Source organism: Sphingopyxis indica, from assembly GCF_900188185.1.
Lineage (GTDB): Bacteria > Pseudomonadota > Alphaproteobacteria > Sphingomonadales > Sphingomonadaceae > Sphingopyxis > Sphingopyxis indica.
On record NZ_FZPA01000001.1, the window covers coordinates 738,602 to 755,016 of the forward strand.

At 66.7% G+C, this 16,415-nt stretch carries 19 protein-coding genes; 11 read left to right on the plus strand and 8 right to left on the minus strand.

Going from position 1 to position 16,415, the window contains the following annotated elements:
- Positions 1-73 precede the first annotated feature (73 nt).
- From trpB to purB, 5 genes are all read right to left on the minus strand, one after another.
- Positions 74-1,285, minus strand: coding sequence for a tryptophan synthase subunit beta (gene trpB, locus CHB69_RS03475; protein WP_089214531.1), 1,212 nt, complete (start codon positions 1,283-1,285; stop codon positions 74-76).
- Positions 1,286-1,400: 115 nt separating this feature from the next.
- Entirely contained in the window at positions 1,401-2,033 is a 633-nt protein-coding gene (locus CHB69_RS03480; RefSeq protein ID WP_089214532.1) for a phosphoribosylanthranilate isomerase, read from the minus strand.
- Between the two features lie 137 nt (positions 2,034-2,170).
- Positions 2,171-2,845, minus strand: coding sequence for an orotidine-5'-phosphate decarboxylase (pyrF, locus tag CHB69_RS03485; RefSeq protein WP_089214533.1), 675 nt, complete (start codon positions 2,843-2,845; stop codon positions 2,171-2,173).
- Positions 2,842-3,183, minus strand: a complete 342-nt coding sequence (locus CHB69_RS03490) for a lipopolysaccharide assembly protein LapA domain-containing protein (RefSeq protein ID WP_089214534.1) — start codon at positions 3,181-3,183, stop codon at positions 2,842-2,844. Before CHB69_RS03490 ends, pyrF begins: the two co-directional genes overlap by 4 nt.
- 59 nt (positions 3,184-3,242) lie before the next feature.
- Positions 3,243-4,559, minus strand: a complete 1,317-nt coding sequence (purB, locus tag CHB69_RS03495) for an adenylosuccinate lyase (protein ID WP_089214535.1) — start codon at positions 4,557-4,559, stop codon at positions 3,243-3,245.
- 199 nt (positions 4,560-4,758) lie between these two features.
- Between purB and CHB69_RS03500 the strand changes: the two genes are divergently transcribed.
- Positions 4,759-5,256 carry an EF-hand domain-containing protein gene (locus CHB69_RS03500; RefSeq protein ID WP_089214536.1) on the plus strand — a complete coding sequence of 166 codons (498 nt, stop codon included), beginning with the start codon at positions 4,759-4,761 and terminating at the stop codon, positions 5,254-5,256.
- Between the two features lie 98 nt (positions 5,257-5,354).
- Here CHB69_RS03500 and rnk read toward each other — a convergent pair whose 3' ends face one another.
- Together rnk and radC are read right to left on the minus strand one after the other, a co-directional pair.
- Entirely contained in the window at positions 5,355-5,753 is a 399-nt protein-coding gene (gene rnk, locus CHB69_RS03505; RefSeq protein WP_089214537.1) for a nucleoside diphosphate kinase regulator, read from the minus strand.
- Between the two features lie 215 nt (positions 5,754-5,968).
- Positions 5,969-6,661, minus strand: coding sequence for a RadC family protein (gene radC / locus CHB69_RS03510; RefSeq protein ID WP_089214538.1), 693 nt, complete (start codon positions 6,659-6,661; stop codon positions 5,969-5,971).
- Positions 6,662-6,721: 60 nt separating this feature from the next.
- Here radC and CHB69_RS20010 point away from each other — a divergent pair, with 60 nt between their 5' ends.
- From CHB69_RS20010 to CHB69_RS03550, 9 genes are all read left to right on the plus strand, one after another.
- Positions 6,722-6,874 (plus strand): hypothetical protein, encoded by a 153-nt coding sequence (locus CHB69_RS20010; RefSeq protein WP_170935418.1) that lies wholly within the window; start codon positions 6,722-6,724, stop codon positions 6,872-6,874.
- Positions 6,867-10,022 carry an intermembrane phospholipid transport YdbH family protein gene (locus CHB69_RS03515; RefSeq protein WP_089214539.1) on the plus strand — a complete coding sequence of 1,052 codons (3,156 nt, stop codon included), beginning with the start codon at positions 6,867-6,869 and terminating at the stop codon, positions 10,020-10,022. Before CHB69_RS20010 ends, CHB69_RS03515 begins: the two co-directional genes overlap by 8 nt.
- The gene (locus tag CHB69_RS03520; protein ID WP_089214540.1) at positions 10,019-10,231 is read left to right on the plus strand and encodes a YnbE family lipoprotein; all 213 of its coding nucleotides are present in this window, start codon (positions 10,019-10,021) and stop codon (positions 10,229-10,231) included. Before CHB69_RS03515 ends, CHB69_RS03520 begins: the two co-directional genes overlap by 4 nt.
- Before the next feature lie 21 nt (positions 10,232-10,252).
- Positions 10,253-10,660, plus strand: a complete 408-nt coding sequence (locus tag CHB69_RS03525) for a YdbL family probable chaperone protein (protein WP_425442399.1) — start codon at positions 10,253-10,255, stop codon at positions 10,658-10,660.
- A 157-nt stretch (positions 10,661-10,817) separates the two neighbouring features.
- Positions 10,818-11,201 carry an AtpZ/AtpI family protein gene (locus tag CHB69_RS03530; RefSeq protein WP_394357118.1) on the plus strand — a complete coding sequence of 128 codons (384 nt, stop codon included), beginning with the start codon at positions 10,818-10,820 and terminating at the stop codon, positions 11,199-11,201.
- 57 nt (positions 11,202-11,258) lie between these two features.
- Positions 11,259-12,041 carry a F0F1 ATP synthase subunit A gene (locus CHB69_RS03535; RefSeq protein ID WP_089214787.1) on the plus strand — a complete coding sequence of 261 codons (783 nt, stop codon included), beginning with the start codon at positions 11,259-11,261 and terminating at the stop codon, positions 12,039-12,041.
- A gap of 41 nt (positions 12,042-12,082) precedes the next feature.
- A complete protein-coding gene (locus CHB69_RS03540; protein WP_067108963.1) occupies positions 12,083-12,313 on the plus strand; it encodes a F0F1 ATP synthase subunit C in 231 nt (76 codons plus the stop codon).
- 98 nt (positions 12,314-12,411) lie between these two features.
- Positions 12,412-12,909: a F0F1 ATP synthase subunit B family protein gene (locus CHB69_RS03545; RefSeq protein ID WP_089214542.1), complete on the plus strand. Its 498-nt coding sequence runs from the start codon at positions 12,412-12,414 to the stop codon at positions 12,907-12,909.
- On the plus strand, positions 12,902-13,438 hold the full coding sequence (locus CHB69_RS03550; RefSeq protein ID WP_089214543.1) for a F0F1 ATP synthase subunit B: 537 nt from the start codon (positions 12,902-12,904) through the stop codon (positions 13,436-13,438). Before CHB69_RS03545 ends, CHB69_RS03550 begins: the two co-directional genes overlap by 8 nt.
- Before the next feature lie 297 nt (positions 13,439-13,735).
- On the opposite strand, the gene CHB69_RS03555 is transcribed toward CHB69_RS03550, so the two are convergent.
- Positions 13,736-14,392: a glutathione S-transferase family protein gene (locus CHB69_RS03555; RefSeq protein WP_089214788.1), complete on the minus strand. Its 657-nt coding sequence runs from the start codon at positions 14,390-14,392 to the stop codon at positions 13,736-13,738.
- 78 nt (positions 14,393-14,470) lie between these two features.
- On the opposite strand from CHB69_RS03555, the gene uvrC reads away from it, so the two are divergent.
- On the plus strand, positions 14,471-16,405 hold the full coding sequence (gene uvrC / locus CHB69_RS03560; protein WP_089214544.1) for an excinuclease ABC subunit UvrC: 1,935 nt from the start codon (positions 14,471-14,473) through the stop codon (positions 16,403-16,405).
- The last annotated feature ends 10 nt before the right edge of the window (positions 16,406-16,415 follow it).

The window sequence follows — 16,415 nt, forward strand, 5'->3', positions numbered from 1 at the left end:
GCCCGACGCTGCATGAATCGATCCCGGATCAAGTCCGGGATGACGATGACTGGTATGTTGCGCCAGGATTCCACTAAAGCTTCACCCCCAGCGCCTCGGCGACAGTGAAGATGTCCTTATCCCCCCGGCCCGAGCAGTTGACGATGATGATCTTGTCCTTGCCCAGCGTCGGCGCGATGCGTTCGGCGGCGGCGATGGCGTGCGCGCTTTCGAGCGCCGGGATGATCCCTTCGAGTTTCGTCAGCTTCTGGAAGCTCGCCAGCGCTTCGGCGTCGGTGACGGGCTCATAACGCACGCGGCCGATGTCGTGCAGCCAGCTATGCTCGGGGCCGATCCCTGGATAGTCGAGCCCCGCCGAGATGCTGTGCGCTTCGGTGATCTGGCCGTCCTCGTCCTGGAGCAGATAGGTCTTGTTACCGTGGAGGATGCCGGGCTTGCCGCCCGCAAGGCTGGCGGCGTGTTTGCCGTCGAGCCCTTCGCCCGCGGCTTCGACCCCGACGATTTCGACACCTTCGTCGTCGAGGAAGGGGTGGAACAGCCCGATCGCGTTCGAGCCGCCGCCGACGGGGGCGATCAGCATGTCGGGCAGGCGCCCTTCGGCTTCGAGGATCTGCGCGCGCGCCTCCTCGCCGATCACCGACTGGAAGTCGCGCACCAGTTCGGGGTAGGGGTGCGGCCCGGCGACGGTGCCGATGATGTAGAAGGTGTCGTGGACATTCGCGACCCAGTGGCGCAGCGCCTCGTTCATCGCGTCCTTCAGCGTCCTGGCGCCGCTTTCGACCGCAACCACCTCGGCGCCGAGCAGCTTCATCCGGAACACATTCGGCTGCTGCCGCGCGACGTCGACCGCGCCCATGAAGATGGTGCAGGGCAGGCCGAACAGCGCCGCGACGGTCGCGGTCGCGACGCCATGCTGGCCGGCGCCCGTCTCGGCGATGATCTTCGTCTTGCCCATGCGCTTGGCGAGCAGGATCTGGCCGATGCAATTGTTGATCTTGTGCGCGCCGGTGTGGTTGAGGTCCTCGCGCTTGAGGTAGATTTTTGCCCCGCCCAGCTCTTCGGTCAGCCGCTCGGCGAGCCACAGCGGGCTCGGGCGGCCGACATAGTGCTTCAGCAGATGTTCGAACTCGGCGCGGAATTCGTTGTCGGCCTGCGCCGCCCGATATTCGCGCTCGAGGTCGAGGATCAGCGGCATCAGTGTTTCGGCGACATAGCGGCCGCCGAATTGCCCGAAATGGCCGCGTTCGTCGGGGCCGGTGCGAAGGCTGTTGGATCGGTTGTTCATGTCATCCCCAACCGTTCGCCCTGAGGAGCCATTGAGCTTGTCGAAATGGCGTCTCGAAGGGTGCTTCGAGACGGGTCTTCGCCAGGCTCAGCCCCTCCTCAGCACGAACGGACTCTCAAATATTGCGTGCCGCTTTAAGGAAAGCCGCCATCTTGTCCACATCCTTGACGCCGGGGGCGCTTTCGATCCCGGTCGACACATCGACGAGCGGCGCCCCCGTCGCTGCGATCGCCGCCGCGACATTGTCGGGATCGAGCCCGCCCGCAATGCCCCAGTCCATCGTATGACGATGATTTTTGAGCAGCGACCAGTCGAAGCGCGTGCCGGTGCCGCCGGGCAGCGCCTGCGCGGGCGCGTCGAACAGGATGCGGTCGGCGATACCGCGATATTTCTGCATCCGCTCGAGCGTCCCGGCATCCTTGAGGCCGATCGCCTTCCACGCCTCGATCGCGACATGCTGCTTGACCGCGGCGATCCATTCGGGGGTTTCGCTGCCGTGGAACTGGACGATGTCGGGCTTCACCGTTGCGACCGCCTTGCCCGTGAGTTCGGGCGGCGCGTTGACGAGCAGCAACGCGACCCTGACCGCCGAACCGGCGCGCTGGCGCAGCGCTGCGGCGGTGGACAGGTCAAGGTGGCGCTGGCTCGGCTCATAATGAACGAGCCCGATATGCGTCGCACCGAGCCGGATCGCGGCATCGACCGCGTCGGGAGAGGTGAGGCCGCAGAATTTGACAAGTGGGGGCATGATTATCGAGCCTGATTCGAGAGTTCTGTGCTCCCGTTAAGGCGGGAGCCCATCTTCGGTCGGCGCCATATTGAACCGGTCGGAGATGGGTCCCCGCCTTCGCGGGGACACGCGGCCCTGTCAATAAACCGGAACTGCTAAAGCGTCGCCTCGATCTCGCGCGCCGCAAGGTCGGGATCGGACGACTGGCTGATCGGGCGGCCGACGACCAGGATCGAAGCTCCGTCGGAAAGCGCCTGCGCCGGAGTGACGATGCGTTTCTGGTCGCCCGCCTTGCCGTTCGCGGGGCGGACACCCGGAACGACGAAGAAGCCGCCGGGCCACGCCTTGCGCGCCGACCTCACTTCGTGGCCCGAACAGACGATGCCGTCGAGCCCCGCCTCGCGCGCCAGCGCGGCCAGACGGACGACCTGGTCGTGCGGCGTTCCGCCGACGCCGATGTCGTCGAGATCGGGCGAATCGAGGCTGGTGAGCACCGTCACCGCCACTACCTTCGTGCCCACGCCCGCCACCGCCTTCGCCTCTTCGAGCATCGCGCGGCCGCCCGCGGCGTGAACCGTCAGCACCGCGGGTTCGAGCGGGCGCAGCGCCTGGATCGCCTTGGCGACGGTATTGGGAATGTCGTGGAGTTTGAGGTCGAGGAAGATCGGCAGGCCGACCTTCGCCATCTCATGCACGCCGTGATGGCCGTTGGCGCAAAAGAATTCGAGACCCAGCTTCAGCCCGCCGACATGATGCCGGACCTTCTGCGCCAGCGTCTGGGCGGCGTCGAGGTGCGGCGTGTCGATGGCGAGATAGAGCGGCGATGTCATTGTGTTTCCAATGGCGATGGGGGGATGTCGTCCACCGGGCGCGGCGCCGGCGTCGGGGCGGGGGCCGGGTCCGAAGGCCGGCTGGCCATGGCGCGCAGGTCGGAGAGCTGGCGTTCGCTATGGTCGAGCCGGCGATTGAGCGTCCAGCGCGAGGCGCGCAGCGCGATCCACAGCGGCACGCTGCCGATCAGGAAAGAGACGAGGATCAGCACCGGCAGCTTGGTGTCGAGTACCTGCCCCGGCCAGATCGTCACGGTCACCGGAATCCAGTTTGCCATCGAAAAGATGACCAGCACCGCGGTCAGCAAGACCCAGATGATCGTTCGCAGGATTCCCACTTCGTTGCTCCTCGTCCGGCCCCGCCCGTTTCTAAGCGAGTTTCGTGCGCGTTTCCAGCCTATCCGGCGCCGAAGACGCGCGCGAAGATCGTATCGACATTCTTCATATGATAGCCGAGGTCGAACAGGTCGGTGAGCTGCTCGGCCGACAGGCGCGCGGTGACCTCGGGGTCGGCCTTGAGCAGTTCGAGCAGCGACAGTGCGCCGTCCGATTCCCACACCTTCATCGCGTTGCGCTGGACGAGCGCATAGCTGTCCTCGCGGCTCGCCCCCGCCTGCGTCAGCGCGAGCAGCACGCGCTGCGAATGGACGAGCCCGCCCATGCGGTCGAGATTCTTCTGCATTCGCTCAGGATAGACAAGCAGCTTGTCGATCACACCGGTCAGCCGCGCGAGCGCGAAGTCGAGCGTGACCGTCGCGTCGGGGCCGATGAAACGCTCGACCGACGAATGGCTGATGTCGCGCTCGTGCCACAGCGCGACATTCTCCATCGCGGGGATCGCCGCGCTGCGCACCATGCGCGCGAGGCCGGTCAGATTTTCGGTGAGCACCGGGTTGCGCTTGTGGGGCATCGCCGATGAGCCCTTTTGCCCCGGCGAGAAATATTCCTCGGCCTCGAGCACTTCGGTGCGCTGCAAATGCCGCACCTCGATCGCGAGCCGCTCGATCGACGAGGCGATGACGCCCAATGTCGCAAAAAACATCGCGTGGCGGTCGCGCGGGATCACCTGCGTCGATACCGGTTCGACCGCAAGGCCGAGCTTCGCCGCGACATGCGCCTCGACGCGCGGGTCGATATTGGCGAAGGTCCCGACCGCCCCCGAAATCGCGCAGGTCGCGACCTCCGCCCGCGCGGCGATCAGGCGCGTCTTGCAGCGCGAAAATTCGGCATAGGCCTCGGCGAGTTTGAGCCCGAAGGTGACGGGTTCGGCGTGGATGCCATGGCTGCGCCCGATCGTCGGGGTGAGCTTATGCTCATAGGCCCGCCGCTTGATCGCCGCGAGCAGCGCATCGAGGTCGGCGAGCAACAGGTCCGCCGCCTGCGTCAGCTGCACCGCAAGGCAGGTGTCGAGCACGTCACTCGACGTCATGCCCTGATGCATGAAGCGTGCCTCGTCGCCGACCTGCTCGGCAACCCAGGTCAGGAAAGCGATGACGTCGTGCTTGGTCACCGCCTCGATCGCGTCGATCGCGGCGACGTCGATCGCGGGCTTGGTCGCCCACCAGTCCCACAGCGCCTTCGCCGCCGATTTGGGGACGACGCCCAGTTCGGCGAGCGCGTCGGTCGCATGCGCCTCGATCTCGAACCAGATGGAGAAGCGATTCTCGGCCGACCAGATCGCGGTCATGGCCGGGCGAGCATAGCGCGGAACCATATAATTTCCTTCCTTAGCGGCGCCTTGTCGGACGATCGGACCGAAACTGCGGCAGGGCGCGCCCTAGCAGGGGCCGGGCGTTTTTCCAATCGGGCGGAATCGGCAACTTTACGCCCCGCTTCCGGATTGGTCGCACGCCCCTTCAATATGGGCGGCGGACCGCACGGACAGGCTCCGCCGCCGTCACAGGAGATACAGGATGTTGAAACAGATGCTTTTGATCGGCGCCGCCGCGATCAGCTTCCCCGCGCTCGCGCAGGAAACGCCCCCGGCGGGCGACGATATGGCGCCGACGGCGCAGACGCCGACCGAGCCGGCCCCCGACGGCATGGATACCGCGACGCCACCGGTCGATCCGTCGACGCCGCCGACCGACCCGACCACGCCGCCGAGCGATCCGACGACGCCGCCGGCGGGTGAAGCGACGAGCGAGCCCGGCGCCGCTACGCCCGATCAGGTCGCGCAGATCGTGAACCAGGAATTCCCGACCTATGACGCCGACTCGACGCAGGAACTCAACGAAACCGAGTTCGCGACCTGGATGAAGAAGCTGCGCACCGCGACCGACCCGACGGTCGATCCCGAATCGGAGCAGGTGAAGAGCTGGATCGGTCAGGCTTTCGCGGCGGCCGACGCCGACAAATCGGGCGGCGTCACCAAGGAAGAGCTGACCGGCTTTCTGTCGCGCGGCGCTTGATCGAGCGCCCTTGACGGGGTGGTGCAGCCGTCGGGATCGCCGGCGGCTGCATCCGCCGAAGCCATGAGAACCGCCGGAGCATTCCGGCGGCTCTTGGCCTATGCGCGCATGACTTTGACGATCGCGAGGCGGCGCTGCTGGCCCTCGCGGTCGGGCCACAGGATCGACTGCCCCTCGCGCATCCCGATCAGCCCGGCGCCGACCGGGGTCAGGATCGACACGCGCCCCGCCGAAATGTCGGCGTCGGCGGGATAGACGAGCTCAACGGTGCGCGACTGGCCATTGCCTTCGTCGACGAATTCGACCCTGCTGTGCATTGTCACGACATCGGCGGGCATTTTTGCCGCCGGATGGATTTTGGCACGGTCGATTTCCTGCAGCAGCAGCTCGGCGGCGGGCGAGCGCTCGCGCCGCGCGAGTGCGAGGTCGGTCAGCGTGTCGGCTTCGGTGTCGATCATGTGGATGGCCGGCCGCTTGGCCGGGGCGCGCTTGGTCATCGCTGAATGCTTTCAAGTCGAGCGCAGGCGCCAAGCCTGTCGCTGCATGGTGATGGTCAGAAAAAGGAGTTCGCCCCGGGCTCGGGGCGCAATGCTCCGGACCCGGGGTCAGCTGCCGGCGAGCAGCTGGCCCGCGTGCGAGTGAAGGCGCGAAGAGTGAAGACGACTCTGCATCGGCGCGATGATGTCTCGCCCGGGCGGACAAGTCAAACGCCCTAAAGCAACCCCAGCGACCGAAAACTGCGGAAATCAGAGCCGCCGATAATGATATGATCGTGCAGCTGGATTCCCAGCCGCCCCGCGGCGTCGGCGATGTCGCGGGTGATCGCGATGTCCTGACGGCTCGGTTCGGGGCTGCCGCTCGGATGATTGTGGACGATTATCATCGCCGCGGCGCCGAGTTCGAGCGCGCGCTTGACGATCTCGCGGACATAGATCGCCGACTGGTCGATCGACCCTTCGCTCGCCAGTTCGTCGCGGATCAGCATGTTGCGTGAGTTGAGATAAAGGACGCGCACCCGCTCGACGTCGAGCGGCCCCATGTCGGCGCGCAGCCAGTCGAGCAGCGAATCCCAGCTGGAAAGCAGCGGCTTGTCGCGAAATTCGCCCTTCAGCAGTCGCAGGCTCGTCAGCTGAACGATCTTCAGCGCGGCCACCGCGGTGTCGCCCATTCCGGGCACGCGGCGGAGCGATTCGGGGTCGGCGCTGACGAGCTGCGCCAGCGACCCGAACTCGCCGAGCAGCGTCTTGGCGAGCGGCTTGGTGTCGCGGCGCGGGATGGCGAGCGCGAGCAGATATTCGACCAGCTCATAATCGGCCATGCCCTCGGCATCGCCGCCGATCAGCCGCGCGCGCAGCCGCGAACGGTGGCCCGCATGATCGGGGACGGTGGCGGGCGTGTCGGCCATGCCTCGCGAATAACCGCCTTGTCGGCCTTGCTCAACGGTCATAGACATCGGCAGACAGCGATGCGGACCAATTTCCTGCATCGAAAGGAGATTTCCGGTATTGTGGCGCCGGAGGGATTCGCGGTCGAAGGACGGTATTTGCGCCTCATGACAGCATCGCAGACCCGCGAAACCTCGTCCCCGACCGCGCCGCGGACGATCGGCGATGCGTGAAGATGCGGCCGCCGCGCCGCGTCCGAAACGCCTGTTCAAGAAGCGTTGGATGACCGCGGGCGCCGTTGCCGCGCTCGCGGCGGCGCTCTGGGTTGCGCGCGAACCGATCGTCGACAGCTTCATTCGCGATCAGTTCGACGGTCGCGGCATTCCTGCGCGCTACACGATCGACGAAATCGGCTTCAGCACCGAAAGACTGACCGATGTCGTGATCGGCGATCCGGCGAAGCCCGACCTCACGGCCAGGCTGGTCGAGGTGCAGATGGCCTATGGTCTCTCCGGCCCCTATGTCTCGACGATCCGCGCCGACGGGGTGCGGCTCTATGGCCGCTTCGCCGACGGCCAATTGTCGCTCGGCGCACTCGATCGCTTTCGCGACCCGGCCGACACCACGCCCTTCGCCTTGCCCGACCTGGCGGTGGTGCTGCGCGATGCCCGCGCGCGGATCGACACGCCGTGGGGCGCGGTCGGCGCCTCGCTGAACGGGATGGGCAATCTGCGCAAGGATTTCACCGGCAAGCTCGCGCTGGTCGCCCCGGCGATTGCGGCGGGCGGCTGCGTCGCGCGCAACGTCAGCTTCTATGGCGACCTGCGCGTGCGCGACGTGCGGCCGCAGCTCGAAGGCCCGCTGCGCGGACGCACGCTGAACTGCACCGACGGGGGTGTCGCGGCCGTTTCGCCGCAGATCGCGCTCGACCTGTCGCTCGACGAAACGCTGCGCAGCTGGAAGGGTGAGGCCGACGCGGCGATCAGCCGGCTGACGGCGGGCGCGGTGCGCGCGGATCGCGTCGCGCTGCTCGCGCGCTTCGACGGCACCGCCGAGCGCACCTCGCTCGCCACGGAGGCGAAGATCGCGCAGCTGCGCGGCAATGATTTTTCGGCCGAAACCGTCGCACTCGATGCGAAGGCCACGGTCGGGCGCGCGGCGCCGATCGCGGGCGGCACGATCCGTTTCGCACAGGCAAAAGCGAGCCCCGGCCTGCGCCGCTCGCTGGCCGATGCGGGGAAGGGGCTCGCCGGAACCCCGGTCGGCCCGCTGGCGGCCAAGGCCGGCGCGGCACTGGCGGCGATGCTCGCCGATACCGGCGGCGGCGCAAGCTTCCTGCTGACCGGCGAAGGGCAGGCGCAGCGCATCGAGGTGAGCGCGGCGAACCTTGCAAGCGCGAGCGGCGCGCGGCTGTCGGGCGGCAGCGAAAGCCGCGTCGCCTATCTGTTCGGCGCCGATCGTCCGGCGTGGCTGATCGACGGGCTGTGGCGGTTCGGCGGCGGCGGCCTGCCTTCGGGCGAGTTGACGCTCGACCGGAGCGCCGACGGCAATCTCGACGGCATCGCCCGCTTCGACAGCTATGCCGCGGCCGACGCGCGGCTGGGGCTCGATCCGGTGCGCTTTTCGAGCGGCAAGCGCGGCACGATCCGCTTTACGACCCGCGCCGCACTTTCGGGGCCGCTGGGCGACGGGCGCATCGAGGGGCTGTCGCTGCCGCTTTCGGGCGCGATCGCGCCGAGCGGCGGCGTCGCGCTCGATGGTGGCTGCACTCGGGTCGGGTTCGAAAGGCTCGGCGTTGCGGGCTTCCGCTTCGCCCGGACGGCCCTCGACCTGTGCAGCCATCCCGGCGACGCGCTTTTGAGCGCCGGCAGGGACGGGCTGCGCGGGCGGATTGCGATCCCCCGTATTGCGCTGCACGGCACGAACGGCACGTCGCCCTTCGCCTTCGAAACGGGGCGCGGCGAAATCGACCTTGCGACGATGCGCTGGGCGCTTGCCGATGCCGACGTCCGGCTCGGCGAAGGGGAGGGCGCGACGCATTTCGCCGCCGCGACGCTCTCGGGGCAATCGACGGCGCAGGGGCTGGCGGGCGAACTCGCGGGGGCCCGCGGCAAACTCGGCGCGGTGCCGCTGCAAATGTCGGAGATCGCGGGCGACTGGCGCTGGGTGGATGGCGCATTGACGCTCGACGGCGGGCTGATGCTCACCGACGCATCGCCCGACCCGCGCTTCGCGCCGCTCGTCAGCGACAATGCGGCGCTGCGTTTCGCCGATGGCGCGATCGAGGCGACCGCGGGGTTCGACGAACGCAGAAAAGGCCGGAAAATTCTCGACACCGTGATCCGGCACGATCTCGGCGCGGGCGTCGGCCACGCCGACCTGATCGTCGACGAACTGCGCTTCGACGACGGCTTCCAGCCCGACCAGCTCACCCCGCTCGCGCTCGGCGTCGTCGCCAATGTGCAGGGATCGGTCGACGGCACGGGGCGCATCGACTGGACGCCCGAGGGCGTGACGAGCCGGGGACGTTTCACCACCACCGACACGAATCTCGCCGCCGCTTTCGGCCCCGTCACCGGCCTGTCGGGCACGCTCAACTTCGACGACCTGCTGGGCCTGCGTTCGGCGCCGGGGCAGACCGCGACGCTGGAGGAGGTGAATCCGGGCATTCCGGTCGTTGGCGGCACGATCGAATATCGGCTGCTCGGCGACAATCGCGTGCGGATCGAGGGCGGGCGCTGGCCGTTCGCCGGCGGCGAGCTGGTGCTCCATCCCGCGCTGCTCGATTTCAACGCGGCGCAGACGCGGCGGCTGTCCTTCGACATTGTGGGAGTCGATGCCGCGGTGTTTCTGCAGCAGTTCGGCTTCGAGAATATCAATGCGAGCGGCAAGTTCGACGGCACGCTGCCGGTCGAGTTCGGCGGGCTCGGCGCGCGGATCGTCGGCGGGCGCATCGACGCGCGGCAGGGGGGCGGGACGCTCGCCTATGTCGGCGAGCTGTCGAACCATAATCTCGGCACGATGGCGAATTTCGCATTCGGGGCGCTGCGCTCGCTCAAATATGACGATCTGTCGATTCTGCTGAGCGGCGATCTCGACGGCGAGATGGTGACCGACATCCGCTTCGGCGGCGTGGGGCAGGGCGAGGGCGCGACGCAGAATTTCCTGACGCGGCAGGTTGCGAAGCTGCCCCTGGTCTTCAACGTGAAGATCCACGCCCCCTTCCGCCAGCTGATCACTTCGGCCAAGGGATTCTACGATCCGACGGTCCTGATCGAACAGAATCTGCCGACCTTGCTGCGCGTGCAGGAACAGATCGACGCGGCGAAAGCGGGTGACGATGCCCCCGTTCAGCCCCCAGAAAGCGAGCCCATGCCATGACGAGAACCGAAATTGAGAGGAGATGGACGGTCGGAGGCCGGAAACTGGCGATATTGGGAGCGGCGGCAAGTCTTGCCGCCTGCGTTCAGGTCGATACGCCCGACAAGCCGATCGAAATCAACCTCAACATCAACATCAAGCAGGAAATCGTGTACAAGCTCGATGGCGATGCGAAGAAATTGATCGAGCAGAATGGCGACATTTTCTGATCGAAACCGATTATGGGGTGAATGATGACGAAGCTATGGAAACAGTGGAAGGCGAGCGGACTGGCGATGGCGGCGATTGCCGTGACCGCCGCGGTCGCCGTGGCGGTGCCGTCGGCGATGGCGCAGCGCGATCCCGCCTATGAAAAGGCGCGCGCGGCGGGCCAGATCGGCGAGCAGCCCGACGGCTATCTGGGTATCGTGGGGTCGGCGACCAAGGAAGTCCGCGACCTCGTCACCGACATCAATATCAAGCGCAAGGCGGCTTATACGAGCAATGCACCGCAGGGCAGCACGGTCGAGCAGTTCGCCTTTGCCACCGGATGCAATCTGATCGCCAAGACCAGGCCGGGCGAGAAATACAAGGCGCCCGACGGTCGCTGGCTGACCCGCGACAGCGGTCCGCCGGTGCGCGACACGCGTTGCCCCTGACATTTTCCGATTTTTCAAGGGTGCCCGCGGGCACCACATGCCGCCGCGCCCCTAAACGCGGCGGCATTTTTATGTGGCCCGCCAAGCATTGACTTAATCGGGCGGCATTTCTAAACGGACCGCGCCTCAGGGGTTCCCCGATTTTTCGGGCCGTTTTTTGCAGGCGGAATCGGGGCTTTCCGGTTCCGTTTCAGGAGGATGGCGGGAAATGACGGGGAATGGCAGCGATCCGGAACCAGCTTCACAGGATTCGCGCCTGGTCTCGCTCCAAGAGCGATTGGACCGGGCCGAAGCCGCAGAAGCGAAAAGGGCCGGAAGCGGCGCGCCCGAATCCGACGCCAATTATCGGCTCGGCAATCGGGTTTTGGCCGAATTGCTGGGCGGGATGCTGGGCGGAGCGTTGATCGGCTGGCTGATCGACCGGTTCGCGGGCACCTCGCCATGGGGTCTGTTGGGGATGCTGGCCCTCGGGGTCGTCGTCGCCTTCAGGAATATATTTCGCATCGCCAACGACGCTTCGCGTCGCGGCGGGTCGAAATAGGTTTGAATTCAGCCCGGCGGCGTCAGTCGACCGGGATTTAAGTGTGGAGTGACGCGCGTGTCCGCAGAGGCCGGTAAATTCGACCCCATGCACCAGTTCACCGTCGAGCCGGTCGCGAAGCTGTTCGCGGTGGGCGGGCGCGAAGTGTGGCTGACGACGAGCGCGCTGTGGATGGCCGCCGCGGCGATCCTCCTCTGGCTGTTCATGCTCGGCGGCATGAAGCGCCAGCTCGTCCCCGGTCGCTGGCAGGCCGCGGTCGAGGGCTTCACGGGTTTCATCTCGTCGATGATGTCGACGAATATCGGTCCCGAAGGGCGCCGCTACACCCCTTACGTCTTTTCGCTCTTCATGTTCATATTGTTCTGTAACCTGTTGGGATTGATGCCCTTTGCCATCGGCGGCATGCACCCCCTGACGGTGACGAGCCACTTCACCATCACCGGCGTGCTCGCGATCCTGTCCTTTGCGATCGTGCTGATCGTCGGCTTCTGGCGCCACGGGCTCCATTTTTTCTCGCTCTTCGTTCCGCACGGCACGCCGTGGCCGATGATCCCGTTCATCGCGCCGATCGAGTTCGTGTCGTTCATGGTGCGCCCGTTCAGCCTCGGCCTGCGACTGTTCGTCGCGATGACCGCCGGCCATGTGCTGCTCGAAGTGTTCGCCAACTTCATCATCCAGAGTTCGGGCGCCGGCGCCGCGATCGGCCTGCCGGTCAGCATCGCCAGCCTGGCGCTGATGATCGGGATCAGCGCGCTCGAACTGCTCGTCGCCGGCATCCAGGCCTATGTTTTCGCTCTGTTGACCTCGCTCTATATCAACGACGCGGTCAACCTCCACTAATCCCGTTTAAAACCAAACGATTACCTCAAGGAGTTAAGTTCATGGACGCACAAGCAGCGACGCTCATCGGTGCCGGTCTGGCCGCTATCGGCGCCGGTATGGCCGCGATCGGCGTGGGCAATGTTTTCGGCAGCTTCCTGGAAAGCGCGCTGCGCAACCCGGCGGCCGCCGACGGTCAGCAGGGCCGCCTGTTCATCGGCTTCGCCGCGGCGGAGCTTCTGGGTCTGCTGTCGTTCCTGATCGCGATCCTGCTCTATCTGAAGGCGGCCTGAGGCCGGCGCCGCGCCGTCGGGGCCTGACCCGGTCCGGCGGCGCGGCGGCCTTCGATGCGCGTGAGCGCATCGCGCAGTCGTCAATCGGAAGAAGAACCATGCCACAGATCAACCAGCTCGCGGAAAACTGGTATTTCGCCTCGCAACTTTTCTGGCTCGCGCTGATTTTCGGCGCGGTGTTCGTGGTGATCGGTCTCGGCATGTATCCCAAGATCGAAGCGACGGTGGACGCGCGCGATCGCAAGGTCGCCGACGACCTTGCCGCGGCCAAGGCGGCGCACGCGGCGGCCGACACGATCGAAGACCAGTATCGCCAGCAGAGCGACGCCGCGCGCGCCGCAGCGCAGGCGGCGGTCCAGTCGGCGAAGGACAAGGCGGCGCGCGACGCCGAAAAGCGTCTCGCCAAGGTCGATGCCGAACTTGCCGGCAAGATGGCGGCGGCCGAAGCCGACGTCGCGGCAGCGCGCAGCTCGGCGATGGCCGAAATCGAGTCCGTGGCGGCCGAAGCCGCGGGCGACCTGGTCGCGAAGCTGTCGGGCGTGAAAGTCGCCGCAGCCGACGCGAAGCAGGCTGTAAAGGCGGTGCTCCATGGTTGACCTGATTCTTTCAGAAGCCGCCGGTGCGGCGGAGCATGGCGGCGGGTCGTTCCTGTCGTCGCAGAGCTGGTGGGTCGCGCTCGCGATGCTCATCTTTTTCGGCATTCTGCTGTGGAAGAAGGCGCCGGGCTCGATCGGCGCGATGCTCGACAAGCGCATCGCCGACATTTCGAAGCAGCTGAACGAAGCCGAGCAGCTGCGCCTCGACGCCGAAGCGCTCAAGGCCGAGTATCAGGCAAAGCTCGCCGACGCGACGCGCGAGGCCGAGGAAATGCGCACCCGCGCCGAAGCCGAAGCCGAAGCGCTCGTCGCCAAGGCGAAGGCCGACGCGACCGCGCTGATCGCGCGCCGCAAGCAGATGGCCGAAGACCGCATCGCCGCGGCCGAAGCCAATGCGCTCGCCGAAGTGCGTACGGCGGCCGCGAAGGCGGCAACCGAAGCCGCGGCGACGCTGATCGCCGCCAAGCATGACGCGGCCGCCGACAAGGCGCTGGTCGATCAGGCGATCGCCTCGGTCGCCAAGGGCTGAGCCTTTCCACATCGCCGAACCAAAACGCCCGCGGATTTCCGCGGGCGTTTTGTTTTGGATATGATTGCCTGCGATCGGACAAAATCCGTGTGCTCCCGCCCTTCGGCTGCCTTGCAGGCGCTCAGGGTAAACTTCAGCCAAAGGCTGAAGGCGGGAGCCCATCTCCGGCCGGCGCCATCTTGAACCGACCGAAGATGGGTCCCCGCGTTGGCGCTGCGCGCCGCCTTCGGCTCCGCGGGGACACACAAACTTCCCTATGTGCATCATTCAAAAAGCTGAGCAGCCCTTCGGGCGGACCTATCCCTCCGACCGCCCGCCCGCGACCTCGGCGGCCCACGCCTTGGTCGCGGGGCAATTGTCCATCGCGCGCGCATAGGCTTCGCGCGCAGCCGTGCGCGCGACATAGGCGCACTCGACCGGACCGAGCGTGAAACAGCCGGTGCGCGCGGCCAATTCCAGCGCATAGGTCACCGAAATGTCGGCCGCGGTAAAGCGCTCGCCCGCCATATAGGGCGTCTGGTCCAGCTGCCGGCGCACGAGACCGAGCCGGCTTTCGAACGTTCCGAGCGCCCAGCCCGTCGTCCAGTTCCGCTTTTCGCCCTCGGGCGCAAGGATCTCGGTCGCGACGATCGCGTTGATCGGCCCGGCGAGCCCCGCTTCGCCCATATGCAGAAATTGCTGATAGGTCGCAAAGGCCGGATCGTCCGGCGTCGGCGCCAGATCGCTCGGCCCGCGCGTCGCCAGCAGATATTCGAGGATCGCGATCGATTCGACCATGATTATGTCGCCATCGACGATCGCGGGGATGAAACCCGCCGGATTGACCGCCAGAAATTCGCGATCCTGCTCGACCCCCGCGAGCAGATCGACCGCGCGCACGCGATAGGCCAGCCCCATTTCCTCGAGCAGCCACACGACCCGGAAACCGCGTCCTTCGCCATAGACGGTAATCATCGCGTCCACTCCTCTGAAATGGCCGATTTACCCCGCACACTATGGCGGCTCGCGCCGGCTTCGCCTACATGCAAAATCATGGTTCGCCCCAACGCTCCCGACCGGTTCAACGAAGAAAAGGCCACCTATGTCGTCCGCGGCAGCGGCGAAGCGGGCGACAAGCCCGACCTGACGCGCGGTGCCGACGTCATCCGCGGCGTGGTGAAGAAGCTGCCGGTGCGGCCCGGCGTCTATCGGATGCTCGATGCGCGCGGCGACGTGCTCTACGTGGGCAAGGCACGCGCGCTGAAAAATCGCGTCACCAACTACACGCAGGTCGCGCGCCTGCCGCAGCGGCTGCAACGCATGGTCGCGCAGACGCGCGCGATGGAGATCGTGACCACGAACAGCGAGGCCGAGGCGCTGCTGCTCGAGGCGCAGCTGATCAAGCGCTATCGCCCGCCCTACAACGTCCTGCTGCGCGACGACAAAAGTTTCCCCTTCATCCTGCTGCGCGCCGACCATGATTTCCCGCGCGTTCAGAAGCACCGCGGCGCGCGGCGAGCGAAAGGGCGCTATTATGGGCCGTTCGCGAGCGCAGGCTCGGTGAACCGCACGCTCAACGCGCTGCAAAAGACCTTTCTCCTCCGCAGTTGCACCGACAGCTTCTTCGCCAACCGCTCGCGGCCGTGCCTGCTCTATCAGATCCGCCGCTGTTCGGCGCCGTGCGTCGGGCGCATCGACAAGGGTGATTATGCCGAGCTGGTGAGCGACGCGCAGGACTTTCTCGAAGGCCGCTCGACCGCGGTGCAAAAGCGGCTCGGCGACGCGATGACCAAGGCGGCCGAGGCGATGGACTATGAACTCGCGGCGGTGCTGCGCGACCGGTTGAAAGCGCTGACCTTCATCCAGGGCAGCCAGTCGGTCCACGCCGAGGGGCTGGGCGACGCCGACGTCTTCGCGCTCGCGGCGAAGGGGGGGCAGCTCTGCATCGCGGGCTTCTTCATCCGCGGCGGGCAGAATTGGGGGCATCGCAGCTTCTTCCCGGCGCATGTCGCGGGGGTGCCCGAAGAGGAGGTGATGGCGAGCTTCCTGATGCAATTCTACGAAGGCGTGCCGCCGCCGAAGCTCATCCTCGTCGACCGCGAGCCCGACGATTGCCCCATACTCGCCGAGGCGCTCGGCGAGACGGCGGGACGCAAGGTCGAGATCAGCGTGCCGCAGCGCGGCAACCGCCGCCGCCTGCTCGAACAGGCGGTGCGCAACGCCGGCGAGGAACTCGACCGGCGGCTCGCCGAAAGCAGCAGCCAGGCGAAGCTCGGGCGCGAGCTTGCCGAGCTGTTCGACCTCGACGAGCCGCCGCAGCGCATCGAAATATACGACAACAGCCATATTCAGGGCACCAACGCGCTCGGCGCGATGGTCGTCGCGGGGCCGGAGGGCTGGATCAAGGGCGCCTATCGCAAATTCAACATCAAGCGCCCCGAAACGCAGCCCGGCGACGATTTCGCGATGATGCGCGAGGTGTTCCAGCGCCGCTTCGCGCGCGCGATCGAGGAAGACCCCGAGCGGGCGAAGGGCGAATGGCCCGACCTCGTGCTGATCGACGGCGGCAAGGGGCAGGTGTCGGCGGCGGGGGCGGTACTCGCAGAGCTGGGGATCGACGACCTGCCCTATGTCGGCGTCGCGAAAGGCCCCGACCGCAACGCCGGGCGCGAGACCTTTTACCTGCCCGACGGGCGCGAATTCACGCTGCCGCCGAACAATGCGGTGCTCTTCTACATCCAGCGGCTGCGCGACGAGGCGCACCGCTTCGCGATCGGCGCGCACCGGCAGAAGCGCGCCAAGGCGATGGGCAGTTCGCCGCTCGACGAGGTGCCGGGCATCGGCCCCGCGCGCAAGAAAGCGCTGCTGATGCACTTCGGCACCGCGCGCGCGATCAAGGGCGCAAGCCTCGAGGATCTGAAGAAAGCGCCCGGCGTCAGCGCTGCCGTCGCGCAGGCGGTGTATGATTTCTATAACCCGGGGGGATGATATCGAAACC